At 53.6% G+C, this 23,863-nt stretch carries 24 protein-coding genes; 8 read left to right on the forward strand and 16 right to left on the reverse strand.

What is annotated here, in order from left to right; translation table 11 throughout:
* Positions 1-16 precede the first annotated feature (16 nt).
* The 5 genes from ACPXSQ_RS10530 to ACPXSQ_RS10550 all read right to left on the reverse strand — a co-directional run bounded on the left by ACPXSQ_RS10530 (position 17) and on the right by ACPXSQ_RS10550 (position 3,848).
* Complete coding sequence (locus tag ACPXSQ_RS10530) at positions 17-592, reverse strand: fimbrial protein (RefSeq protein WP_013026604.1); 576 nt, start codon at positions 590-592, stop codon at positions 17-19.
* 1,023 nt (positions 593-1,615) lie between these two features.
* Complete coding sequence (locus tag ACPXSQ_RS10535; protein WP_246872860.1) at positions 1,616-1,984, reverse strand: hypothetical protein; 369 nt, start codon at positions 1,982-1,984, stop codon at positions 1,616-1,618.
* A gap of 56 nt (positions 1,985-2,040) precedes the next feature.
* Entirely contained in the window at positions 2,041-2,574 is a 534-nt protein-coding gene (locus tag ACPXSQ_RS10540) for an RES family NAD+ phosphorylase (protein WP_014594232.1), read from the reverse strand.
* Between the two features lie 321 nt (positions 2,575-2,895).
* On the reverse strand, positions 2,896-3,225 hold the full coding sequence (locus ACPXSQ_RS10545; RefSeq protein ID WP_210456128.1) for an STN domain-containing protein: 330 nt from the start codon (positions 3,223-3,225) through the stop codon (positions 2,896-2,898).
* A 383-nt stretch (positions 3,226-3,608) separates the two neighbouring features.
* Positions 3,609-3,848 carry a hypothetical protein gene (locus tag ACPXSQ_RS10550; RefSeq protein ID WP_013026608.1) on the reverse strand — a complete coding sequence of 80 codons (240 nt, stop codon included), beginning with the start codon at positions 3,846-3,848 and terminating at the stop codon, positions 3,609-3,611.
* A gap of 265 nt (positions 3,849-4,113) precedes the next feature.
* Here ACPXSQ_RS10550 and ACPXSQ_RS10555 point away from each other — a divergent pair, with 265 nt between their 5' ends.
* Positions 4,114-5,334, forward strand: a complete 1,221-nt coding sequence (locus ACPXSQ_RS10555) for an L-lactate MFS transporter (RefSeq protein ID WP_014605324.1) — start codon at positions 4,114-4,116, stop codon at positions 5,332-5,334.
* Between the two features lie 32 nt (positions 5,335-5,366).
* Here ACPXSQ_RS10555 and ACPXSQ_RS10560 read toward each other — a convergent pair whose 3' ends face one another.
* The 5 genes from ACPXSQ_RS10560 to ACPXSQ_RS10580 form a co-directional block, all read right to left on the reverse strand.
* Positions 5,367-6,242, reverse strand: a complete 876-nt coding sequence (locus ACPXSQ_RS10560) for an SMP-30/gluconolactonase/LRE family protein (RefSeq protein ID WP_426143645.1) — start codon at positions 6,240-6,242, stop codon at positions 5,367-5,369.
* 467 nt (positions 6,243-6,709) lie between these two features.
* Complete coding sequence (locus ACPXSQ_RS10565; protein WP_014605322.1) at positions 6,710-6,991, reverse strand: lipoprotein; 282 nt, start codon at positions 6,989-6,991, stop codon at positions 6,710-6,712.
* A gap of 257 nt (positions 6,992-7,248) precedes the next feature.
* Positions 7,249-8,058, reverse strand: coding sequence for a hypothetical protein (locus ACPXSQ_RS10570; RefSeq protein WP_013026612.1), 810 nt, complete (start codon positions 8,056-8,058; stop codon positions 7,249-7,251).
* Between the two features lie 9 nt (positions 8,059-8,067).
* The gene (locus tag ACPXSQ_RS10575) at positions 8,068-8,520 is read right to left on the reverse strand and encodes a universal stress protein (RefSeq protein ID WP_014605321.1); all 453 of its coding nucleotides are present in this window, start codon (positions 8,518-8,520) and stop codon (positions 8,068-8,070) included.
* Positions 8,521-8,527: 7 nt separating this feature from the next.
* Positions 8,528-9,313 (reverse strand): IclR family transcriptional regulator, encoded by a 786-nt coding sequence (locus ACPXSQ_RS10580; protein WP_072138917.1) that lies wholly within the window; start codon positions 9,311-9,313, stop codon positions 8,528-8,530.
* Between the two features lie 150 nt (positions 9,314-9,463).
* On the opposite strand from ACPXSQ_RS10580, the gene ACPXSQ_RS10585 reads away from it, so the two are divergent.
* The 3 genes from ACPXSQ_RS10585 to ypdK all read left to right on the forward strand — a co-directional run bounded on the left by ACPXSQ_RS10585 (position 9,464) and on the right by ypdK (position 12,370).
* The gene (locus ACPXSQ_RS10585) at positions 9,464-11,065 is read left to right on the forward strand and encodes an MFS transporter (protein ID WP_105091648.1); all 1,602 of its coding nucleotides are present in this window, start codon (positions 9,464-9,466) and stop codon (positions 11,063-11,065) included.
* Positions 11,066-11,071: 6 nt separating this feature from the next.
* Entirely contained in the window at positions 11,072-12,100 is a 1,029-nt protein-coding gene (locus tag ACPXSQ_RS10590) for an HlyD family secretion protein (protein ID WP_013026616.1), read from the forward strand.
* Between the two features lie 198 nt (positions 12,101-12,298).
* Positions 12,299-12,370: a membrane protein YpdK gene (gene ypdK, locus ACPXSQ_RS10595; RefSeq protein ID WP_006120362.1), complete on the forward strand. Its 72-nt coding sequence runs from the start codon at positions 12,299-12,301 to the stop codon at positions 12,368-12,370.
* A gap of 50 nt (positions 12,371-12,420) precedes the next feature.
* On the opposite strand, the gene alaC is transcribed toward ypdK, so the two are convergent.
* Both alaC and ACPXSQ_RS10605 read right to left on the reverse strand, forming a co-directional pair.
* Positions 12,421-13,656: an alanine transaminase gene (alaC, locus tag ACPXSQ_RS10600; protein WP_013026618.1), complete on the reverse strand. Its 1,236-nt coding sequence runs from the start codon at positions 13,654-13,656 to the stop codon at positions 12,421-12,423.
* A 117-nt stretch (positions 13,657-13,773) separates the two neighbouring features.
* Positions 13,774-14,298, reverse strand: coding sequence for a GNAT family N-acetyltransferase (locus ACPXSQ_RS10605; RefSeq protein ID WP_013026619.1), 525 nt, complete (start codon positions 14,296-14,298; stop codon positions 13,774-13,776).
* A gap of 265 nt (positions 14,299-14,563) precedes the next feature.
* On the opposite strand from ACPXSQ_RS10605, the gene ACPXSQ_RS10610 reads away from it, so the two are divergent.
* Together ACPXSQ_RS10610 and ACPXSQ_RS10615 are read left to right on the forward strand one after the other, a co-directional pair.
* Complete coding sequence (locus tag ACPXSQ_RS10610; protein ID WP_426143804.1) at positions 14,564-16,234, forward strand: LytS/YhcK type 5TM receptor domain-containing protein; 1,671 nt, start codon at positions 14,564-14,566, stop codon at positions 16,232-16,234.
* Positions 16,231-16,959 (forward strand): LytR/AlgR family response regulator transcription factor, encoded by a 729-nt coding sequence (locus ACPXSQ_RS10615; protein WP_013026621.1) that lies wholly within the window; start codon positions 16,231-16,233, stop codon positions 16,957-16,959. Before ACPXSQ_RS10610 ends, ACPXSQ_RS10615 begins: the two co-directional genes overlap by 4 nt.
* A gap of 53 nt (positions 16,960-17,012) precedes the next feature.
* Here the strand turns inward: ACPXSQ_RS10615 and glk are convergent, their stop codons facing one another.
* Both glk and ACPXSQ_RS10625 read right to left on the reverse strand, forming a co-directional pair.
* On the reverse strand, positions 17,013-17,978 hold the full coding sequence (gene glk / locus ACPXSQ_RS10620; RefSeq protein ID WP_014594240.1) for a glucokinase: 966 nt from the start codon (positions 17,976-17,978) through the stop codon (positions 17,013-17,015).
* A gap of 162 nt (positions 17,979-18,140) precedes the next feature.
* Complete coding sequence (locus ACPXSQ_RS10625; RefSeq protein WP_029569052.1) at positions 18,141-19,793, reverse strand: thiamine pyrophosphate-binding protein; 1,653 nt, start codon at positions 19,791-19,793, stop codon at positions 18,141-18,143.
* A gap of 220 nt (positions 19,794-20,013) precedes the next feature.
* Here ACPXSQ_RS10625 and mgrA point away from each other — a divergent pair, with 220 nt between their 5' ends.
* Together mgrA and ACPXSQ_RS10635 are read left to right on the forward strand one after the other, a co-directional pair.
* On the forward strand, positions 20,014-21,003 hold the full coding sequence (gene mgrA, locus ACPXSQ_RS10630; protein ID WP_014594242.1) for an L-glyceraldehyde 3-phosphate reductase: 990 nt from the start codon (positions 20,014-20,016) through the stop codon (positions 21,001-21,003).
* 152 nt (positions 21,004-21,155) lie between these two features.
* Complete coding sequence (locus ACPXSQ_RS10635) at positions 21,156-21,518, forward strand: DUF2502 domain-containing protein (RefSeq protein WP_064374160.1); 363 nt, start codon at positions 21,156-21,158, stop codon at positions 21,516-21,518.
* Between the two features lie 56 nt (positions 21,519-21,574).
* On the opposite strand, the gene ACPXSQ_RS10640 is transcribed toward ACPXSQ_RS10635, so the two are convergent.
* Together ACPXSQ_RS10640 and ACPXSQ_RS10645 are read right to left on the reverse strand one after the other, a co-directional pair.
* Positions 21,575-22,252, reverse strand: a complete 678-nt coding sequence (locus ACPXSQ_RS10640) for an O-methyltransferase (RefSeq protein WP_019106046.1) — start codon at positions 22,250-22,252, stop codon at positions 21,575-21,577.
* A 117-nt stretch (positions 22,253-22,369) separates the two neighbouring features.
* Positions 22,370-23,611 carry an Nramp family divalent metal transporter gene (locus tag ACPXSQ_RS10645; protein ID WP_013026627.1) on the reverse strand — a complete coding sequence of 414 codons (1,242 nt, stop codon included), beginning with the start codon at positions 23,609-23,611 and terminating at the stop codon, positions 22,370-22,372.
* Positions 23,612-23,863: the final 252 nt, after the last annotated feature.

Here is a 23,863-nt window from a genome sequence, read left to right on the forward strand (position 1 = left end):
CGTTTGTGATCAGCTCTTAGTCATACGCCAACGTAAAGTCAGCAATCGAGGTAAACTCACCGGATTTAATCGCATTATTGTCGTCCAGTCCCTGCAGATAGGCAGAGAATGCCAACGTATTATTGCCTTCAATTAAGGTACGGGCTTCACTGGAACCGCCAACGGGAATAATTGCGCTGGACGCGTCGGTGATCACCACGCCCGCACCGGATGCGGTGCCCATAATGCCGAACTTATTATTATCTGTGGAGCCATCGGATTTTACTGCAGCCGTTCCACCGAAGGTCACTTTCACCGTTGGCGAGGTGATAACAGTGTTACCATTGCCATCGTCGGTGCTGTTCATGCGGCAGTTTTCCAGATCAATAGTGAAAACTTTTGGGCTGGATGTTCCTTGATCTTCTAGCTGTCGAGCTGAAATCTGGCCCAGTTCAACAGTTTGTTTTTCGCTGTCACTCCCGATGGAACATGCAGCATCAATGATATGACCATGGAAAGTGATTTTTCCCTGTCCCTGATTGGCCGCATGCGCACCTGTTGCGCCCATTCCCAGAGCAAGCATCAAAACCACTGCAACTTTATTAATTTTCATAGCTATTTAATCCCGTTAATTGATTAATGCAATAACAAATAAATATCATCAAACAGATCAATATCTATTTAACAAATATTTATACATTTAACAAAAGCATAGAAATTAATTAAAAACACACCTTAAAACTGGCAAAGCCAATTATGCATTGGAGTTTTTGATTTACAAACAAAATAAAGAAATTAAATGTATATACGATCTTTAATACTAATTTAATCTTGCAGCAAAGTAGATAAAACCAGATAAATTTAAACTATAGTTTATTATCTCATTAAAGTGTAAAAATGTAGAATTAAAGATCGAAAAGTAAAATACATCAGAGTTACATATTAATTGAGACGAATATTCTTAAGGGCATCTGCTTTCTTCTCAAAGTGATAACATTCCCAATATAGATTCGTGCGCGCACAGCACGCGTTCGTTATGATGACGCTCATGTCAAAAAATTATGACTTGATACAAACCACACGGTTAATAATTATTCCGGATAATATTATCCTTTTCCGAAATTATTTCATTGCACCTGACCTCCGCTTGTGAAAAATACGATCGTTTCCAGCTCCGCCAGCGGCATTTTACCTGCGGATGTGATTTTAAGGCGTACCCTGCGCCGGGCACATTGCATGATGCCGCGGTTGGCGAAAGGCCGGTTTTATGACGACATAGTAAAGCCCCCAAACCACATTGATTCGTTAAAAACATTCATAAATAAAAAAATAGTTTCTGAGGGGCATGTTTACAGTCTGGCAGGGAAATGCCGGTTAAAGCGCGTGACGTGCCGGGCGCAAATATCGGCAGGGATAGCGAGCATAACGTCCATCCTTTCTGTGATTTCCGGACACAGGCTTTAGTAAAGCTAAAGTAGGGTATTTTCGGTTAAAGAGTGGAAAAGCTTATAATTGTGAACGGCGTTATAAATATGAATTATGAAAATAGAAAAGCATTGCTTTTTTAGTTGTTTTTAAGGCTACTGACAGTGAAATCAGATTATCCATTTTGATCAAAACATTAATTTGTCAGGGTTCATCCGCGTTTACAGAGTTGCACCGCCACGCGATCCAGCGCGCGGTCATAACTGGCCCGCTCCGCCGCACTTAAAAACCCCTGGACTTTCACCCACCGGGCACTGTCTTTGCGCACCTGTGCAATGTCCTGCCACAGCGCGCGGGCTTCTGGCTGCGTGAGCTGGCGCGCTTTCCGGGCATTGCCGATATCGGCCTGTAGGACATCGGCACGCATAACAATGTGCGCCTCACGCACGTCCGTCATGCTGCCAACTGGCGCCGCCATCAGCGGATGCTGCACATTGAGGTCGCATCCCGGATAATCTGGCGCTGTCGCCAGGGCCATTAATGGGAGGAGCGAGCACAGCAGCAGAGAAGCGGTTCTCATGTTATTCACCTGTCTGAAGGGTTTCAGAGGGGAGGTTTTCGGCTGCACTGCACCCGTTATAATCCCCATTTGGGGCCATTCTGTGAAAGCGTGATCGTAATGGGTTTGCCGCATACCGCAACGCATGGCGCATTCTCTGTATTCCAGCGGAACAGACAGAGGTGCCAACCGCCGGGAATCATACGGGAACAGTCAATTATCCCATCGGCGCCTAATGCTCTTGCTCTGTCCGCATTTTCCCAGGCGTCCGGCGTTTGTCCCTGCTGCAGCGCGGGACGCCAGGGGCGATTCGATAGCTCGGGGATAATTCCCATTTGCAGACAACGCGCTTTATCCCGCTGATCGACAACCCTGGCCCCCATCACGCGTAGCGGAATGAGCACGCGCGGTAAGCCATCTTCCCGCATGTAACCTGAAACCGCGATTACAGACCATTCAGGCCTGGGGCTCATATATAACGCTGATTGCCCCTGCCGATGATAACGACCAGCACTTTGCAGCCCGGGCGCAGCGAGGACAGCCCGGGCATTCTCAGATAACACCGCGCGATAAAACTGGCCCGCAAGGGGCAAAAAAGCGTCAGGGTTCATCGTTCTCACCTTTTAACGTGCCCGTGAGGCATTCAGGCGGGTTAGCCTAAATGCTCTCAACGCTCCGCTGCGGGCCCCAGTGGTGTTTTTTGGCAGAGGGCGGATTGCACCGCTCCTGTGTACCCGGCAAATAAAAGTGACCGTCTGTTGAGCGTGGCGTGCCACCGGGACAGCCCGCCATCCCGCGTTGCCCGTTCTTTCCTGGAAGGCCACTTCCGCCATTGCTGTCCGCTCCGCCATGACCGGCGTAGCAGGCTGACACGGATAAGAGCCACACCATTCCTGTTAGCGCCGCTAAGTTACGCATATTCTTCGCCCTGATTATTCAACGGTGATGGTGTCCGGTTTTTGCGCCACGATGGTAAGTGAGGTGCCTTTAATCGCCTGACTGACCGCTTCCCGAATCGTCATGGTTCCCTGCACAGGATTGACGTGGACAGCGCCGGTTCGTGACAAGTCCGTCTCAATAAAACAGCCAGATGCATGGGCTAACTGCTGTGCCGTTTCGTCAAAGCGTGGGAAATTTATACTGTAAGTCCCTTTAACGTCACATTTACCCAGAGGAATGTGACCATTGGATGAAGGGCTGCATGCCGAAGTGAGGATAGCGAATATCATTACGCCAAGGCACTTGAGGGGGACTGAATTCATAAACCTCTCCGGCAGGGAAAACAGGCATTCATTATTCCCACAACGGGTGGTGCCTGTCAGCAGGGGGAATATGTCTGAGTGTGATCACAGGTCCGCGGGCGTCTTTCATCCGATTCTTTGAACCGCCCCGTCCAGCGTGAGACTCACCAGAACGCGGGCCGCAGCATCGGGAAGCGCCACAGCGCGAGACAGATCAGAATGTAAAGTGAAACGGCAGCCGGGTCGGGGAAGAGAGATCACTGGGGGGAGAAGAGGAGGTCGATGCCATCCCTGGCTTTACCACGATTTTACGGTCAGTTTTCAGGTGTGCTGTACGCGTTACGATTACGCGCTGTGCGTTACGCTGAACCGTACCGGGCGTGGAACCCTTTCCTGTCAGGGCCTCATGCCCATTGTTGCTGCTGATTGACAAGATATTGTGGTTGATTGATCGCCTTGCGCGCAATCCAGTAGAGCAGAACTCGCTCATCGTCGCTGTCACGATCCGCCATTGACAATAATTTTAGCGCCAGCGTAGATTTCGTGACAGGCTGCTGCTCTGTGCTCAATTCGATCACTGCCTGACCGATAATGCAGCAAACTTCATCCTCACTGGTGATGGATTCATATGTCCGGTCTTTCATATTTCCTCCTGTTGAATGGACTTTAAGCCTGGCAAAAAAACATGCAACCTGCCGGTAAAAACCGCTACCTGTAACACTCCCTTACGTCTGTTTACCTGAACTCATCACATGGTTAGTCTGGTTACGTTTATCGGGCCTGCCATTCATGCCGCTCTCACGGCATTTCATTCCATTCTGCATTCCGTTCATGCTCTTTTCCCTCCCGCGCGTCAGGCATTTGTTTAATCTGGCCGCAGTTTCCAGTTTTCCTGTGGGAGTAAAAATAATGAATGAGCGACAACAGGCTGTTGGTCAGCGTACACGCTGGTTAACCCTTTTCGGCACAGTGATTACCCAGTTTGCGTTGGGATCGGTTTATACCTGGAGTTTGTTTAACGGTCAGCTGTCGCAAAAGCTGGCGGCATCGGTGAGCCAGGTGGCCTTTTCATTTGGATTACTGAGTCTGGGCCTGGCGGTAGCCTCTTCGCTTGCCGGTAAGCTGCAGGAACGTTTTGGTGTCCGTAAGGTGACGATTGGCGCGGGAGTAATGATGGCGCTGGGCTTATGGCTGACTTCACATGCCGATAACCTGGTCATGCTGTACCTGAGCGCAGGCATTCTGCTGGGGCTGGCTGACGGCGCAGGTTACCTGATGACATTGTCTAACTGCGTGAAATGGTTTCCTGAACGTAAAGGGATGATATCCGCCTGCGCGATTGGTGCCTACGGCCTGGGCAGCCTGGGTTTCAAATTTATCTGTGGAGCGCTACTGGCTGAGTTTGGGCTTGAAAAAACCTTTATTCTCTGGGGGTTATTAGCCATGACGATGATAGTTATCGGTGCGCTGATGATGCGCGATGCGCCATTGCAACGTTCGTCAACGGCGCAACATCAGGCAACCCGCAATTATACGCTCGCTGAGTCAGTGCGCCTTCCGCAGTACTGGATGCTGGCGCTGATGTTCCTGACGGCGTGCATGAGCGGGCTTTACGTCATTGGCGTCGCCAAAGATATCGGGGAAGGCCTGGTGCACCTCAGCACTCAGACAGCGGCTAACGCGGTCACCGTCATTGCCGTCGCTAACCTGAGTGGTCGGTTGGTGCTGGGCGTCCTGTCGGACAAAATGGTTCGTATCCGGGTTATTTCCCTGGCCCAGTTGATCGCTCTGACAGGCATGAGCGTATTACTGTTTACGCACATGAACCAGACCACCTTTTTCCTGTCGCTGGCCTGTGTCGCTTTCAGCTTCGGCGGCACGATTACCGTGTTCCCTTCCCTGGTCAGTGACTTTTTCGGCCTGAATAACCTGACGAAAAACTATGGTCTGATTTATTTGGGGTTTGGCATTGGCAGCGTGTTGGGATCGCTGGTTGCCTCACTGTTTGGCGGTTTTACCGTGACGTTCAGCCTTATCATGACGCTATTGGTCATGTCCTTACTGCTGTCGCTCACTATCCGGATGCCGCAGAGTCAGTCCGGGAGCGCGCCGCAGCTGCAACGCCAGTAATTTCAGAGGCCAGGACAGCCTGGCCTCCCTTTTTAGCCGCGAAACAGCGGTTCCGCTATGCCGGCCACGTCCAGCTCAACCGCGAAAATATCTCCCGATTCCGGGTAACGTTCCCGATCTTCTTTACTGAGATTTTCTCGTGAACTGGTGATATACAACGTCTTTAACTCGCTTCCGCCAAAGGCCACCATCGTTGGCCACTTAACCGGCAGCCTGATCTCATCGACGATTTCACCATTCTGAGGATGGATGCGCACAACCCGGCCGCCATCGAAGAGTGCCGACCAGTAAAAACCTTCGCTGTCTACCGCTGCGCCATCGGGTAAACCGCCGCTGGCGTCAAAACGTCGAAAAACCTCCCGCTCGCCCGGTTCGCCCTGCGCATCCAACGGATAGCGGTAAAGCACTTCATTGGGCGTATCCGTGTGATACATCCATTGGCGATCGGGGGAGAATGCCACGCCGTTTGAGATCTTGATATCACGCGCTTTCACCTCAAGTTTCAGGTCTGGCGTCACACGGCACAGCAAACCGCCGTTTTTATCCTGTGGCTCCCACAAGCTGCCGCACCAGAAATTGCCCCAGGGATCGACACGTCCGTCATTGAACCGGCTTTTCTCCGCGATACCGGGATTATCAGCCACTTTTTTCTGTGGTTTGCCCTGCTCATTCAGCAGCCACACGCCACCGCGCAGCGCGGCGATGATACCGCCCTGTTCACGCAAGCCTATGCACCCTACCTCCTCCTGCTGAGGAAAGGTCGTCAGTTCGCCACTAAGGGGATCAAAACGATGAATCGCCGGTGCCAGGATATCAACGCACCACAATACCTGCTCCTTTACCGACCAAAGCGGGCATTCCGCTAACTCCGCCTGAAGTGGCAGAATATTTTTTACCTTGTGAGCCATGTTTGCCTCCCTTTATAGACCTGCTAATAATGTAGCTCCGATTTCCCCAACCGGGACAACGCTTTTCTTACTTGTTTTTAAGACAGGTCTTACGCATATTAGCGCTTATTCATCCTGTTCTGATTGGAATAGTCAGATTCTTTATCCGCCACCGCCCATTTTGAAATATAAAGAAATAATTATCGAAGTAACTCTACACTGGCTACATGTTTACTCCACTATTTCAGCGTAATATTTTAAGCATCGAAAAAGTGGAGATGTCGTATGAAAGCATTAAGTACCACTGTCCTGTCCACAGTATCAGCGGGTTATTTTATCAGCGGGTCAAAAATGATATCAGGGCAGGATAGCGACAGGCGGCAACAGGAAAGGATGTCCGCCAGATATGAGAAAAACTGAAGGGCAAAGATTTCACACAGCATAATATAAAAAAGAAGGTGGGATTCAATCCCACCTCGTTTTATTCGTTAACTCTTCACCGCGTAATTACACTGATACCAGGTTTTCTTCAGGCCTGGTATTGTGCTGTCCTGAGCAGGCAGATTTTCTACCTTATCAAAACCCTTATCCATGCAGTATTTCGCCACATCAATTTCCATGGCATCGCGATTAACTTTTGACGGATCGAAACGGTACTGTACCGTATTTGAGGAGGTGTCTTCATCGACCCGCTCAAACGCCCCGGGTTTGCTGGCGGTACAGCCGCTCAGCAAAATAAGTGCCAGTGCACCAATAAGTGTTTTTTTCATTTTTCCCTCACATTTTGACGCAGTGTAAGGTGCTGCAAAATGCGTATCTATAGGAATAGTACGCGACTGTCGCGTATTTACGAAGTTTTACCAATTGATTCAATACGGTTAAACAGTTGGCATAATGTGCCATTAAACTGCGAAACTGCATCTAACGAGAAACAGTCAAAGCACAACACCAGGTATGACTCTACTAATAAAAAGCCTCACTAAAAAAAGCCTCTCAATTTAGCCCGCGTTAAGCGGGCTTTTTTTGCTTATCCCTCACCGGAAAGCGCAATCATTCTACGAAGCAGATTCGCGGCCTGCTTGTCCGGGAGTGCGAGAATTGCACTGTAGAGATCGATGGACATGGCACACATTGAAGAGCGGTCCACTGCCGTGTCTGCTGGCATATTGAGCTGCTGCAGCTTATCGCCCCATTTCTGGTATAGGCGATCAACAATATTCTTCAAATCATCCTGAGCCTGATCGCGATCCATCGGCTGTTCTTCCGCCAGGCTGTTAAGCAGCAAATATTCCGTGGCTTCCGCCTCTTTTTGGTTCAGCGCGGCCGGCAGCGTTTTTGCCAGATTTACGCCGCCCTTTACCTGCGGATAGAGAAACTGAAAACAGAGGCCGGGATCGCGTTTATTTAGCGCCTGCATTTCTTCGACAGAAACGCCAATGTAATTAACGATGGCATGGTTTGACGCGCGCATCAGACGCTGATTAATCACATCCGTCAGCCAGCCTCTCAGCTCGCCAACGGCCTGAATCATGGGTTCCCCTTCACGCAGTTTGTGGGCGAGTTCGCGTGTCAGTAATTGCCACAGGGCCGGTTCCTGAGTACGCAATACCCGATAGACCGTTGCCTGCGCCATATAGTCCGCAGCCCGTTCGTAGCGTTTTTCCTGCTGTTGCTGAGGCAAAATCCACTTGAACAATAAAATATTCGACAGGATGAGCGGCAGGATAAACAGGACGATGCCCTGCCAGACGCGCAACCGGGTCGTTCTGACCAACATAAAAATGATAATCGCCAGCAGCACAAAGGCCACCAGCGTAATTAAAAGCAGGGAAGTCATACTACGTTGTTAATCCTTACGCACATCAATCAGTACCGGGCAATGCGCGCGTTCAACAACGGCCGCACTCACAGATCCTTTCAATAAACGGTTAAAGGGAGACAAATGGCGTCGCCCCATAATAATCATGCTGGCGTTTAACTGTTGCGACTGCGCCACAATCGTGTCCGCCGCTTCGCCGGCCAGTATCATGCCCCGCGCCTTGATTCCAGCCTGCAATAAGGGGGCCAGCGCATGGCGCACCACCATTTCAGCGGTGTTCTGTTCATCCTGAGCCGCGACAAAATCCGCCGGATCTTCACCCGCATCAATATCGATAGGCTGGCTGCAGGATGAATAAGCGGGATCGATGCAGCATAACACCATCACTTCTGCACGATGTGCCAGCGCTTCTTCAATCGTCAGGGAAATCACTTTCTTCGCAACGGGGGTGTTATCAATAGCCATTAAGACTGTTTTCATCGGGACGTTATCCTTCAACAGCGGCGATTTTGCCAATTTCGCGAATCAGCGCCTGTTTACATTGCAGCATTTCCTCACGATAACGTGCCTCGTGTTTCTTAAAACGTGCCGTAGGCACCAGTAATGACACCGCAAAGCGGCCGAAGATCGTATCCAACGCGAAAGCCATGGTTGAAACGCCTTCAAGCGTTTCACCGCGATCGTAGGAAATACTGGTTTTACGCACCTCGTGAATCATCTGCAAAAGCGCCGCCAGCGTTTTAACCGTTTTATCGGTCAGTTCGCGCCAGTCATCGCCTACCCTCGCCTGCACGTCGGCATCGCTTTCCAGCGCCAGCAATGCTCTGCCGCCTGAGGTGCTGTAAAGCGGCAGATCCAGTCCGATGCGCGGCACCACACGCAGCTCGCGTGACGCCACAACATAATGCACAACCGCCAGCTGTGAGCCGCTTGCGCGGGCCAGCGATACGGTTTCATTGGTATCGGCAGAGAGTTTTTCCAGCAGGGGTTTCACTAAATCCACCACATCCGTGTTGACGCTGGACAGCAGTTTCAGCAAAGCCGGCCCCAGGCGCAGCCCGCCCGCCCCGCTGCTTCGCACCAGCTCTGCGCTATCCAGCGCTGCCACGATACGTTGTACGGTGGAACGCGGCAGATCGACCACCTGCGCAATCTCGCCCAGACTCATGCCACTGGGATGTTCGCCTAAGGCATTAAGAATTTTTGCCGCCCGGGCAATCACCTGAATGCCGCCCGTTTTTTCATCCTCGCGGCTGGATGATTGATGAGTCATAGCGTCGTCCTTTTTGAGCTGACTTACTGTAACCCGAAAAGCGCACGTTTTACAGCATGTACCGCATTGCAATACAGCATATTGCCATGTAATATCGCCGCGATGTATCGCATTGCAATACATCGAACCATAATAATGAGAGCACCTGCTATGACAACCCGGCCCGGCAATGCGCCGACGCTGCATCCCTTTACCCTGCGACTGGCATTAGGCCTGCTTGGCGTCTGGATCGCCGCACTGACATCAGGCCTTAACGATCGGGTCAGTGATATCGCCCTGGCCGATATTCGTGCCGCGCTGGGCATCGGCTACGACCAGGGTAGCTGGATTGTTTCTGTTTATCAGGCCGCCGAAGTCGCCGCCATGATGATTGCGCCGTGGTTTGCCGTGACGTTTTCCCTGCGCCGTTTTTCGCTGATCATGTCCGCCGGTTTTTTATTATCCGGCGTGCTGCTGCCGCTGATGACGAACCCTGCTCTGTTTATTGCCTTGCGCGTCGTGCAGGGCCTGTTTGGCGGCGCGCTTCCCCCGATGCTGATGACCGTCGCGCTGCGATTTTTGCCCCCTCCGGTTAAGCTTTATGGCCTGGGCGCCTATGCGCTTACCGCCACATTTGGCCCGAACATGGCCGCCTCGCTGGCGGCCTTTTGGACAGATGAAGTCAGCTGGATGTTTGTGTTCTGGCAGGTCGTGCCCGGCATGCTGATTGCCCTCGTATTGATGGCCTGGGGATTACCTCAGGATCCCCTGCGCACCGAACGGTTTCAGCAGATCGACCTGTTTGGCATGCTCACCGGCTGTAGCGGCATGGCGCTGGTCGTTCTGGTGCTCACGCAAGGCGAACGGCTCGACTGGCTTGATTCGCAGCTCATTGCGGCCATGCTTCTTGCTGCGTTGCCGCTACTGATTGTGTTTTTGATTAACGAGTGGTTTCATCCGCTGCCGCTGTTTAAGTTGCAGATGCTGAGGCGGCGTAATTTGATGCACGGCTTACTGGTACTGGCGGGCGTACTCATTGTGTCACTGTCCGGCTCGGCGCTGCCCTCAACCTATTTTGCTCAGGTTGAGGGGTTCCGTATTGCCCAGTTTGCGCCGCTGGCCTTAACCATCGGCTTACCGCAGCTGATTATCGCGCCCTTTATCGCCGCCCTGCTGAATATTCGCTGGATCGACTGTCGCTGGGTGCTGTCGCTCGGCCTGGGGTTGCTTATCGCCGCTTGTCTGCTCGGCATGCAGATCACCACCGGCTGGGCGAGAGACAACTTTTGGCTGATTCAGGCCTTACAGGCCGCGGGCCAACCGATGGTCATTTTGCCGGTCCTGATGAGCGCCACCAGCGTCGTTGCCCCGCCGGAAGGCCCGTTCGCCTCAGCGATGTTTAATACCGTGCGGGGATTCTCCAGCATCGCCGCCTCAACCCTGGTGTCATGGTTCGTCAGCCATCGTGAGCAGTTTCACTCCAGCATCCTGATTAATCAGGCGGCCAGCAGACCCTGGCTAATGACGGCCCCCGACAGCGGCCAGGCCAGTGGCCGCTATCCGCTTCTGCCAGACGGCAGCGCAAGCTCTGTTGAAAACCTGCGCGCTTTCGCCACCCAGGTCAAGCACCAGGCGCTGGTGCTCGGCCTGAGTGATACCTGGCTGCTGCTGATCGGTTTTGCGCTACTGCTGCTGCTGATCACTGCTCTGCTACCCAAACGGGTCTGGCCGCCACAAACCTTGATCCACTCTGCAACCTCCACGTCGGGATAACTGAATATGCGTGCTTTAGTAATGAGAAAAAACCTGCTGCTTTCACTGCTGCTGCTGGTTTTACTGGCGATGGCGCTGGCTGTCTGGGCGGTCATGACCCGTAACGATCATCGTACTAATGATGCCTGGGTGAATGCTGATTACACCATCGTCGCGCCAAAAGTGTCCGGCTATGTCGCCCATATCGACGTGAAGGATAACCAGCAGGTGGCGGCGGGCGAACGCTTAGCCACGCTGGACGATCGCGATTATCGCGTGGCGCTTGAAAGCGCCGAAGCTGATTTGCAGGTCAGTGAAGCCAAACTGTTGAGCAGCCAGGCACAGCTGGAGCAACAGCAGTCAGTTATTGCGCAGCAAAAGGCCAGCGTCGCGGCCAGCCAGGCCACGGCTCAGTATGCCGGTCAGAGTGCTGAACGTTATAACCGCCTTTATAAAAGCGGTACGGTGGCCGCAGACGAGCAGCAAAAAGCCAGTTCTGCACAGCGTTCGGCCACGGCCACGGTGCGCCAGAGCGAAGCGGCGCTGGCTGCCGCCATTAAGCAGGTTGGCGTATTGCAGGCGGCCGTCAGGTCGTCACAGGCCGATGTCGCCGCGGCGAAAGCCAACGTCGATCAGGCACGTCTGAATCTTTCCTACACCCGTATTGTGGCGCCGGTGGCAGGCATGGTGGGACAGCGTACGGTGCGGCTGGGGGCCTGGGTTTCCGCTGGCACGCGTCTGCTGGCGGTTGTACCGCTGCAGCAAACCTATATCACAGCCAACTATCTGGAAACGCAGTTGAAAGATGTTCGCCCCGGGCAACCCGTGCGCATCAAAGTGGATGCGTTACCCGATCAGGTCTTTACCGGCCATGTTGACAGCATTGCACCCGCGACGGGCGCGACATTCTCGGCGATTTCTCCCGACAATGCGACCGGCAACTACACTAAGATCGTTCAGCGCTTGCCGGTGAAAATTGTGCTGGATAAAGGGCAGCCGAATCTGGCCCAGTTACGTGTCGGGATGTCCGCCGTTCCGGAAATTAACACTCAGTAAAAAATGTGAACAAACTCTCAGAACCAAACTATTTCTTTTCGGTCTGAATACGCGTAGATTAGCCCCGATCCTGTACTGAGTTATTCAGTTCGTCCGGGAAACCGTTGACCGTTGACCTGAACGGCGGCCTTATCCCTTCTGTCCGCGTTGCGCTGGATCGGGATCGCCAATATCGTAACCGCTCAGAGGAGTTCGTGTGTGAAATATGCATTGATGGGAATTTCTTTCTTCGTACTGCTTTGGGTCGGCACCTTTGTGCTGATGCTGTAGTTTTTGCAAGCAGTCCGTAGGGGGCGACAGACGGTCGCCCCAGTGGCGTACTATATTTGTTCTTCCATGCTTTTCACGCTGCCTGGCAGAATGCCGTCAGCACGAAACATCGCTTTAATCCCTCTTACTGCCTGACGAATACGATCGCTGTTTTCAATCAGCGCAAAGCGGACATGCGTGTCACCGTAATCACCAAATCCCACGCCTGGCGAGACGCAGACTTTCGCCTCCTGCAGCATATGCTTGGCAAATTCCAGTGAACCGAGATGAGCGTAGTGGTCAGGTATTTTTGCCCACACGTACATAGAGGCTTTAGGGATATCAACCATCCAGCCCGCTTCGTGGAGCCCTTTTACCAGCACATCGCGACGGCGTTTATATTGCTCGGCAATATCACGCACGCATTGCTGATCGCCTTCCAGCGCCGCAATCGCCGCCACCTGCAAGGGCGTAAAAGTCCCGTAATCGTGATAGCTCTTGATACGTGCCAGCGCAGCGACCAGTTCTTTGTTCCCGACCATAAAGCCAATGCGCCAGCCTGCCATGTTGTAGCTTTTAGACAGGGTAAAGAATTCGACTGCCACATCGCGTGCACCCGGCACCTGCATGATAGAAGGCGCTTTCCAGCCGTCATAAACGATATCGGCATAAGCCAGATCGTGGATCACCAGGACGTTATACTGCTTCGCCAGCGCAATCACGCGTTCGAAAAAGTCCAGTTCAACGCATTGAGACGTCGGATTCGAGGGAAAGCCCAGTACCATCATCTTAGGTTTAGGATAGCTTTCCCGGATGGCACGCTCCAGCTCATTGAAAAAATCAATGCCTTCCACCAGCGGTACAGAACGCACCTGGGCACCGGCGATCACTGCGCCGTAGATATGAATAGGATAACTGGGGTTAGGCACCAGCACCGTGTCGCCGTGATCGAGCGTTGCCAGCATCAGGTGGGCCAGGCCTTCTTTGGAGCCAATCGTGACGATAGCTTCAGATTCCGGATCGATATCAACCTGATAACGCTCTTCATACCAGCGTGAAATCGCGCGGCGCAGACGAGGAATTCCCCGCGACGTCGAGTAACCGTGCGTATCTTCGCGTTGAGCCACCTGGCACAGTTTTTCTACGATATGAGGCGGCGTCGCCCCATCAGGATTACCCATTGAAAGATCAATGATGTCTTCACCGCGCCGACGCGCAGCCATCTTCAGTTCAGCGGTGATGTTAAATACGTAAGGCGGCAGGCGTTCTATGCGTGAGAAACGACGGGTTGTGCTGTTATCAGCCATGATATCCTCTGGAAAACGTTAGCGCCCGGACCGTCCGAGCGACGCTGGTCACTGCGGTGACCACAACAAGAACATAACGTGCCAATAACAACTTTGTCGATAGGAGCAGAAAATTTTTTATATTTGCGGATGGAGCCGCTCAAGCAGCCAGTCATTCACCCAGCGGTCATTTAACAGATAATTATGTTGTAGTGTGCGCTGTAGCGTGAAGCCATTTTTTTCCAGAATCCGACGTGATGCCCAGTTCCCCTCTACCACCATCGCCTTGAGTTTGAGGAAATCAGCATCAAACAAACACTCACACAGTGCCTCCAGGGCTTCACTGCCAAAGCCCTGGCCGCAGTGGCGATGCAGCAGCATGTAGCCGATCTCGGCCTGGCGGGCAGGCTGCCACTCCGGCGTGCAGCCCAGTAGGCCAATGGCCTCTCCGCTATCGCGCCGCCTGACGACCAGACACAACATGTGAAAGCTGCCCACCTGCCAGGGTGCCAGACGTTGGGTGAAACGTTCGCGGATATCATCTTCGTCGGGAATGTCACTCACCCACTTCATCGTATCGCGATCTTCATGCACAGCCCTGAACAGTTGCCAGTCTTCAGGACGTAATGTCGTTAGCGTCAAACGTGAAGTCATTACCTGCATACTCTACTCCCGAGCGAGGGCTTAAACGAGGATAACGGCGCGAATCACCTTGTCAGGCGTCCGCGCCCTGCCCCAAATTCAGCGAGGAATAATCTGTTCCCCTTTAATGCACTCAACATTTCCGCTTTTCCCTGTTTTAGATAAATTGATCTAAAACATGAACAGCCGCGCTGACCGTCAGGCATGCTGGCGCATCATCATCACATTTTTTATCATGGCGTTCTTTAACATAGCTGAAGAGTCGCCTGTGACTTCACACTTTAACATGCTCCTCGCCGTCTTTGATCGCGCCGCGCTGATGCTGATCTGCCTGTTTTTTTTGACGCGAACCCGGCCTTTTCGTCAGCTGTTACAAAAGGATGAGCATACCTCGCTGGAAAAAGCCGCCGTCATTGCGATTTTTTCCCTGTTCGCCCTATTCAGTACCTGGTCAGGCGTTAACGTGGAGGGATCACTGCTTAACGTGCGGGTGATTGCGGTGATGGCGGGCGGCATTCTCTTTGGCCCCTGGGTGGGAATTGCCACAGGCGTGATTGCCGGCCTGCACCGCTTTCTGATTGATGTTCATGGCGTTACCTCTGTGCCTTGCCTGATCACCAGCATCATAGCCGGGATCGTCGCGGGGGGAATCAACCGTCGGGTGCAGCGCGAACGGCGCTGGTTGGTGGGGATTCTGGGCGGTATGTTTTGTGAAAGTCTGACGATGCTGCTGATTGTGCTATGGGCCAAACCTGTCGCGCTGGGGCTGGCGATTGTGTCTGAAATCGCCCTGCCGATGATTCTCGGTGCCTCCAGCATTGGCTTAATCGTGTTGCTGGTGCAGAGCGTAGAGGGCGAGAAAGAGGCCATTGCAGCGCGTCAGGCCAAGCTGGCGCTGGATATTGCTAACCAGACGCTGCCGCTCTTCAGGCAGGTGAACAGCGATTCACTTCGCAACATTTGCGATATTATCCGGCGGGAAATCAAAGCGGATGCCGTCGCCATGACCAATAAACAGAAGATTTTGGCCTATGTTGGCTATGGCGAGCACAACTATCAGCACGGCGATGACGGTATCAGCCCCACCACGGCTCAGGCGATTCACAGCGGAAAAATCATCATTAAAAACAATGATGAAGCCCATCGGACAAAAGACATTCATTCAATGATCGTCATTCCACTGCGGGAAAAAGGACAGGTTACCGGCACCTTAAAAATCTACTATCGCCGTGCGTACCGTATCACGGGTTCACTAAAAGAGATGGCCGTGGGCCTGTCGCAGATTATCTCCACCCAGCTTGAAGTTTCCCGCACCGAGCAGCTGCGAGAGATGGCCAATAAAGCGGAACTGCGTGCGCTCCAGAGTAAAATAAATCCGCATTTCCTGTTTAATGCGCTCAATGCGATTTCATCTTCTATCCGCCTTAATCCGGATACGGCGCGTCAGTTGGTCATTAACTTATCGCGTTATCTGCGTTACAACCTCGAACTGAATGACGATGAGCTGATCGATATTAAAAAAGAGCTGTGGCAGGTAAAGGATTACATCGCCATTGAACAGGCTCGCTTCGGCGACAAGCTGACGATGATTTATGACGTGGATGAGGATTTGCATTTCTCGCTGCCCAGCCTGCTGATTCAGCCGTTGGTCGAAAACGCCATCGTGCATGGCATTCAACCCTGTAAAGGCAAAGGCGTGGTCACGCTGAGCGTGCGCGATTTGGGCGACAAGGTCCGCATTGCCGTGCGGGATACAGGACAAGGCATTAGCGATGAGGTGATCGACAAGGTCGCGCGCAACGACATGCCGGGCAATAAAATCGGTCTGTTAAACGTGCATCACCGGGTCAAATTGCTTTCGGGCCAGGGGCTGCATATCGTGCGTCATCAACCCGGCACAGAGATTGCCTTTACGCTGGGCAAAAACGGACAGCCACTGGTGAGGAATCTTGCATGAAAGCCATCATCGTAGAGGATGAATTCCTTGCCCAGCAAGAGCTGAGCTGGATGATTCAGCAGCACAGTAAAATTGACATTGAAGCCTGCTTTGATGACGGACTCGACGTGCTGAAATATCTGCAACAGCACCGGGTTGATGTGATCTTTCTCGACATTAATATCCCGTCTCTGGATGGCATGTTACTGGCGCAGAATATCCATCAGTTCGTTCACAAGCCGCTCATTGTCTTTATTACCGCCTGGAAAGAGCATGCGGTCGAGGCCTTTGAGCTGGAAGCATTTGACTATATTCTCAAGCCCTATCATGAGTCACGTATTATCACGATGCTCAACAAGCTGGAAGCCAGCTGGCAACAGCAGCATACGATTACCCAGGCACCGAGTGCGCAACATGCCCTCACGGTTAACCTGATCAAAGATGAGCGCATCATCGTGACCGACGTAAACGATATTTACTACGTTGAAGCCCACGAAAAATTAACCTTCGTGTATACGCGCCGCGAAGATTACGTGATGTCGATGAACATCAGCGAATTTTGCGCACGCCTGCCTGAACAGCAATTCTTTCGCTGTCACCGCTCGTACTGCGTCAACCTGAATAAGATCAGAGAGATTGAACCCTGGTTCAATAATACTTATCTGCTGAAGCTAAGGGACAAGGATTTTCAGGTGCCGGTCAGTCGTAGCAAGGTCAAAACCTTCCGGCTGCTCATGCGCTTGTAGGGGAAGGGCGGAATGGACACAGCCCTTCCCACCGGGAAGGGCAACGGCAGGCATTAGATAATGCGGCCCAGCGTTTGGCGCAGGTGCGCGCCAGCGCCTAATAATCCGGGTTGATCGTGGGTGATCATATAGACCGGAATCGTGGCGACATAATCGCGAAAGCGCCCTTTGTCTTCGAAGGCCGCCCGGAAGCCCGACGATTTGAAGAACTCCAGGAAGCGCGGCACGATACCGCCCGCGATGTACACTCCACCGAAGGTGCCAAGGTTCAGGGCCAGGTTACCGCCGAAACGTCCCATAATCACGCAGAACAGCGACAGTGCACGACGGCAGTCGGTGCAGCTGTCAGCAAGCGCACGCTCACTCACTTCTTTGGGCTTGAGATTTTCGGGTACACGATGATCGACTTTCACAATCGCCCGATAAAGATTGACCAGCCCCGCGCCGGACAGAACGCGCTCGGCCGACACATGGCCTAGCTCTTCCCGCAACACTTCGAGGATTTGATCTTCTTCTTCGCTGTTGGCCGCAAAGTCAACGTGGCCGCCTTCGCCGGGCAGACTGACCCAACGCTTATCAACATGGACCAGATGACTCACGCCCAGCCCGGTACCCGCGCCGTAAATGGCCACAGGCTTATCCTTGATCGGCTCTTTGCCACCAAACTGAATGACATGTTCCGCACCCAGCATAGGGATGGCCATGGAAACCGCGGTGAAGTCGTTAATAATTTCCAGGTGTTCAAAACCGATGTTTTCTTTCAGCTTTTTGGTCGAAAATGCCCAGTCGTGGTTGGTCATCTCAACCCAGTCATCGGTAATCGGGCAGGCAATGGCGATACAACCGTCTTTGATATCCTGCTTTTGTTCATCAAGATAGTGGCGGATGACGGCTTCGAGGCTGTCGTAGTCTGATGTTGCGAATGTTTTGGCCTGGGAGATGCTGCCGTTTTCCACCTCACACAAAGCGAGACGGGCATTGGTGCCGCCGACATCGCCGACCAAGGCATAAGTTGTCATTCTTCTGGTGCTCCGCTTGGGGGTCTTAAAGAGTTGGAGGACACTATAAAATCCTGCCGATAAAACAACAACGCTCACCGAAGTTATTGGTGAGCGTCTGACTCGTGTGTGCAACAGCCTAACCGCGTTAGGCTGGCCTGCACAGAGGCAACTTTCCGAATCTCAACCGCCGTTGCGCTGGCTCAGGCAGGCTGAGACTTTGCGCAATAACGGCGGCAGGTCATCTTTTTGCATCACCACTTCAATAAACGACAGCCTGCGCTGCTGTGTGAGCTGCGCCATCAGCGCCTGGAGCTGCACGGTTTCACTGATGCGCCAACTCTGCGCCTGGCATTCCAGGCTCATCGCCTGCGGCAGCGCTGTCCAGTTCCATTGGGCAATATCATTATAACGTTGCGCGGCGCCATGAATCGCCCGCTCCACAGTATAGCCTTCATTGTTTAGCAGAAAAATGAGGGGATGCTGTTGATCTCGCAGCATGGATCCTAACTCCTGGATGGTCAACTGGGCCGAACCGTCGCCAATAATCAGGATAACGCGCTGCCCGGGACAGGCCGTTTGCGCACCAAACGCGGCGGGTAACGTATAGCCGATAGAGCCCCAGAGCGGCTGCACTAAAAGCTGTGCCCCAACGGGCAACCGCAGAGATGCGGCACCAAATGCCGCCGTTCCCTGATCCGCCAGAATAATATCGCCAGGCTGCAGAAACTCCTGCATCGCCTGCCAAAAAGCAGACTGGCTGATAAGGGCGGCGTCGGAAACCGGCTCTGCCGCCCGTGGCGCACAGGCGGCCTGCCAGCCTGCCCCCAGGCGTTCGAAGACAGGCAGCAGCGCCTGCAATGCCTCTGCCATCGACAACGGGGCAAACGTCTGTCCCGCTACGCTCGCGCTGTGCGGCTGAATATCGATAAGTCGTGCCTGACTGAACTGCTGCGTAAAACCCGCCGTAATGGTGTCGGTAAACCGCACGCCAGCACAAATCGTCACGTCCACCTCTTCAATTTGCTGCCGCACGTCACCTTCACTGCCTTCGCCGGCATAGGTTCCGACAAAGCCCGGCTGCTGTTCATCCAGTACACCTTTACCCATTAACAACGTGGCACAGGGAAACGCACGTCCTGCCCGTAAGGCCGCCAGCGCCGGCTGCTGTTGCCAGCGCTGGGCAAGAAAATCGGCGAGCAGCGAAACCCGCTTCGCAGGTGCCAGCAACCGCTCTGCCGCCTGCTGAAATGCGATGCGCACCTCATCAGACGACGCGGTAGTGGGCATTAGCGGCTGATCAGGCGCAGAGGTTTGCCGCTGTGCAACGTCAACCGGCAGCATTAAATAGCCCGGACGATGCTGCTGAAGCGCAGTCAGTATAACCCTGTCGATTTCAGCCGTGGCATTGTCAGCCGTCAACGCTGCCGTTGCGGCGCTGACCTCCTTCGCCATTCGGATGAAGTGGCCGAAGTCCCCATCTCCCAGCGTATGATGCACACAATCCCCCTGCTGCATCGCCTGGCTTGATGGCGCGCCCACGATGTGGATGACCGGCAGGTATTCGGCAAAGCTGCCTGCCAGACCATTAATGGCGCTGAGTTCTCCCACGCCAAAGGTGGTCAGCAAGGCGGCTGCGCCCGTGCAACGCGCGTAGCCGTCTGCGGCGTAAGCGGCGTTCAGCTCATTGGCGCATCCCACCCAGCCAATATCCGGGTGCGCAATAACGCGGTCCAGAAACTGCAGATTGTAGTCACCCGGTACGCCGAACAAATGCCTGACGCCGCACTCCTGTAAGCGAGCCAACAGATAATCACCAACCGTAAAATCGGACATAGCGAATTCCTTTGAGGGGGATTGTTCTGATAAGTATCTGACATGGCGAAAATTTGGCGAGAATGGCAGCAAATTTAGCCGATGCATTGCATGGCAAGCCCGCGTTACGACCGTGCATTATTCCGTGAATATGCGACTTCACACGAATTAATACTGAGTGTAAGCGTATACACTGAGGCGGTTTTGGCACATTTAATTGTTTTTTACTCAGGACCTTACTATGACAGCTTTCCCTCATCCGGACCGATATCAGCATATGCAGTGGCGTCGCAGTGGGCGCAGCGGCCTGAAACTTCCCGCGATTTCACTGGGCCTGTGGCATAACTTTGGCGACAACACGCAACTGGACGTGAGCCGCCAACTGCTGCGCCACGCGTTTGACCACGGCATTACGCATTTCGACCTGGCGAATAACTACGGCCCGCCTCCCGGCTCCGCCGAAGTCAATTTTGGCCGCATCATGCGTGAAGATTTTCAGGCTCATCGCGATGAACTGATTATTTCGACCAAAGCCGGTTACACCATGTGGGAAGGTCCTTATGGCGACTGGGGCTCCCGAAAATATCTGGTCGCGAGCCTGGACCAGAGCCTGCGTCGGATGGGGCTGGAATATGTCGATATCTTCTATCACCACCGTCCGGATCCGGACACGCCGCTAGAAGAAACCATGCGGGCGCTGGATCATGTGGTCAGGCAGGGTAAAGCGCTGTATGCGGCGATTTCAAACTATCCCGCGGAACGGGCGGCCGACGCGATGGCGATTCTGCGCGATCTGGGCACGCCGTGCCTGATCCATCAGCCTCGTTATTCGCTCTTTGAACGTACACCGGAGCAGGGATTACTTCAGACGCTGGATGCGCATGGAGCAGGCTGTATTGCGTTCTCGCCGCTGGCGGGTGGCGTGCTGACCGATCGCTATTTGCAGGGCATCCCGCAGGATTCTCGCGTTGCCAGCGGCAGCAAATTCCTGAACGAAAGCCAGCTTACCGACGAAAAGATGGAAAAAGTTCGCAGGCTTAATGCTATTGCGCAACAGCGCGGCCAGAAGCTGGCACAGATGGCGCTGACGTGGGTACTGCGCGATCCCCGCATTACCTCGGTACTGATAGGCGCGAGTAAAACGGCGCAAATCGATGATGCCCTACAGATGCTGAGTCAGGCGCCCCTCAGGGATGATGAACTGGCCGCAATTGAGTCCGCGCTGCTGTAACCGCACCGCCTGGTTCGCCAGGCGGCTGCGCCAGAAAACTCTCAAACCTTGAGCTTTAACGGTTTTTCAGACGGCTTCCACAGGTTTCTCCGGCCTGATACCGACAAAATAGCGTATCAGCAGCGGAGACACGCTGCCGTCAGGAGAAAATCATGATACGTGGAATCTTACTGGCTGCCGTTGTAGCCATGTTAATGCCGCTGGCAATGCACACCGCTCAGGCCTCAGATACATCCGTGCGTCTCGCGCCCGGCGTAACGCTTCATCTGGGCGATCGCGATCGCCGAGGTTATTACTGGGACGGTCACCACTGGCGTGAGCCGCGCTGGTTTAACGATCGCTATGCTTATAAAGAGCGTCGCTGGTGGCGACACGAAGCGTGGCGACGTCATCAACAGTGGGAACGCGAACGCCGCTGGCACGCACGCGACAGACAACATCGCTGGGAGCATGAGCATCGCCACTGGCACGCTGAACGCCGCGAACACCATCGCTATCCTGAACGCTATCGCTAAAGCGCGCCTGTTAGCCCGTACGGGTTGGCAGGCCACCTGAGGTGATAGTGCCAGCTCTACTTCACTCTGGCCATGACAAAGCCATCCCAGCCCTTTTCGCCTACGGTTTGAATCGCCGTCGCGTCCAGCCGGGGATCGCTGGCAAGCAGTTGGAAAAATTCACGCACGCCCTGCACGTTGCAGTCTGTGGACGTCCCCTCTGTTACCGCCCCGCCTCGTACAACGTTGTCGGCAATAATGACCGTGCCGGGGCGCGCCAGAGTGACTGCCCAACGCAGGTAGTGCGGATTGTTTCGCTTATCCGCATCAATAAAGATCAGGTCGAACGGCCCCTGCAGTTGAGGCAGCACGTCCAGTGCTGCACCGAGACGCAGATCGACACGTTCGGCCAGCCCTGCACGGTGGATGTTCTGCCTGGCAACCTGCGCATGATGGCTGTCAGCTTCGAGAGTGGTAATTTTACCTTCCGCACCCAGCGCCTGAGCCATCCAGAGGGTGCTGTAACCTCCCAGCGTGCCAATTTCCAGCACGCGTGAGGCATTAATCATTTTGATAAACAGCCCGAGCATCTTGCCTTGCAGGGCAGAAACATCGTGAGCAGGCAGCCCCGCCTGACGGTTAGCGACAAGCGCGGCTTGAAAATGGCTATCGGCAGGAATAAGTTGCTGAGAAAAGTAGTCGTCGACCGCAGCCCATTTTGGCTGGTCTTCTGAAGGATAATCCGGTGTCCGCATCGTTCCGCTCCTGAATCAACAAGACAGAAGAAAATATAAACGGATACGGATAAAGCTCAAGGCAACAGGCTTTAAAAGCTAAATATGGGCTGCCTGACGGGTTGCCAGGCAGCGGCATTACATTCCCATCATCTGGCCGATCAGCAGATAGGCGTTAAGACTCACCACCAGCACCACGATGACGCGGCCGGTGTTTTGCATCAGCCGTGAATTGACCAATGCCTCGCCCATCAGCTCACGGTTGCCGGTGAAGGCCAGCAGCGGAATGAGAGCCAGCGCGATACCAAAGCTCAGCAACACCTGACTCATGACTAACACGCGCGTAGGATCCCAGCCGGCCCAGATCACAATAAACGAAGGCACCATGGTTACTGCGCGTCGCACCCACAGCGGAATATAGAATTTTATAAATCCCTGCATGACCACCTGTCCGGCCAGGGTGCCCACCACGGTAGAAGACAGCCCCGCCGCGACCAGGCTTAAGCCAAATACCGTGGCGGCAGCGTGGCCCAGTAACGGCTGCAACGTGGTGTAAGCCTGATCGAGCTCGGCAATCCCGCTGTGGCCGCTAAAATGGAAGGCGGCAGCGGCCGTGGCCATCATCGCCAGATTGACAAATCCCGCAATGGTCATGGCAATGGCGACATCAAGCTTGGTGGATGAATAGCGCCGGGCCTGACTGTCACTGCTTTTTCCCTGGGTCAATGCAGAATGCAGATAAATCACGTGCGGCATAATGGTGGCGCCCAGCACACCCGCGGCCAGAAAGACCGCATCCGCGTTGGGCAGAGACGGCAGCGCCATACCTGTCACCAGTTCACTGACCTTGGGCTGGGAGAAAAACAGCTCCACTATGTACGCTGCCGCCACAAACAGCAGCAGGCCACCAATCACCAGCTCCAGCGGCTTCTGCCCACGGTTTTGCAGCATCAAAATAAGCACGGTGGCCACGCCGGTAAGCACAGCGCCCTGCATCAGGGACACACCCAGCAGCAGTTTAAAGCCCAGAGCGGCACCGATAAATTCTGCGAGATCGGTCGCCATCGCGATGATCTCCGCCTGTACCCAATAGAACCACACCGCCGGACGGGGAAAACGATCGCGGATGTGTTCCGCGAGGTTTTTGCCCGTCGCAATGCCCAATTTGGCTGACATCAACTGGATAAGCATCGCCATGATATTGGCCCATACCACGACCCAAAGGAGCTGGTAACCGTAAGCAGCACCCGCCTGGATATTGGTCGCAAAGTTGCCCGGATCGATATACCCGATAGCGGCGATAAAGGCGGGCCCCAACAGGGCGAGTTTCACTTTTCTTGCTCCGCGAGCGGCGCGCTCGGCGGCACGGCTTTCAAACATATTGGCTACCCTGTCGTTGGTTTACCTGTGCAGCTTAAAGCGACACAGGTGCAAGTGAAATGCGGTTTTAGTAATCAGTGTAATAGATAGTGCTATAAAGTATAGCCATTGCTATAAATTGGAGGTGCAGAAAGCCTCAAGGTCAGGCGCAATTCCCCTACTCTACGTGTTGTTTAAATTACAGACAATAGGTTTAAGTGAATATGATGTGAACAATTTGGTTACAGGGCGTGATCGGTGAGAGTATTCTGA

It is taken from the genome of Pantoea sp. EEL5 (genome assembly GCF_049892805.1).
Lineage (GTDB): Bacteria > Pseudomonadota > Gammaproteobacteria > Enterobacterales > Enterobacteriaceae > Pantoea > Pantoea ananatis.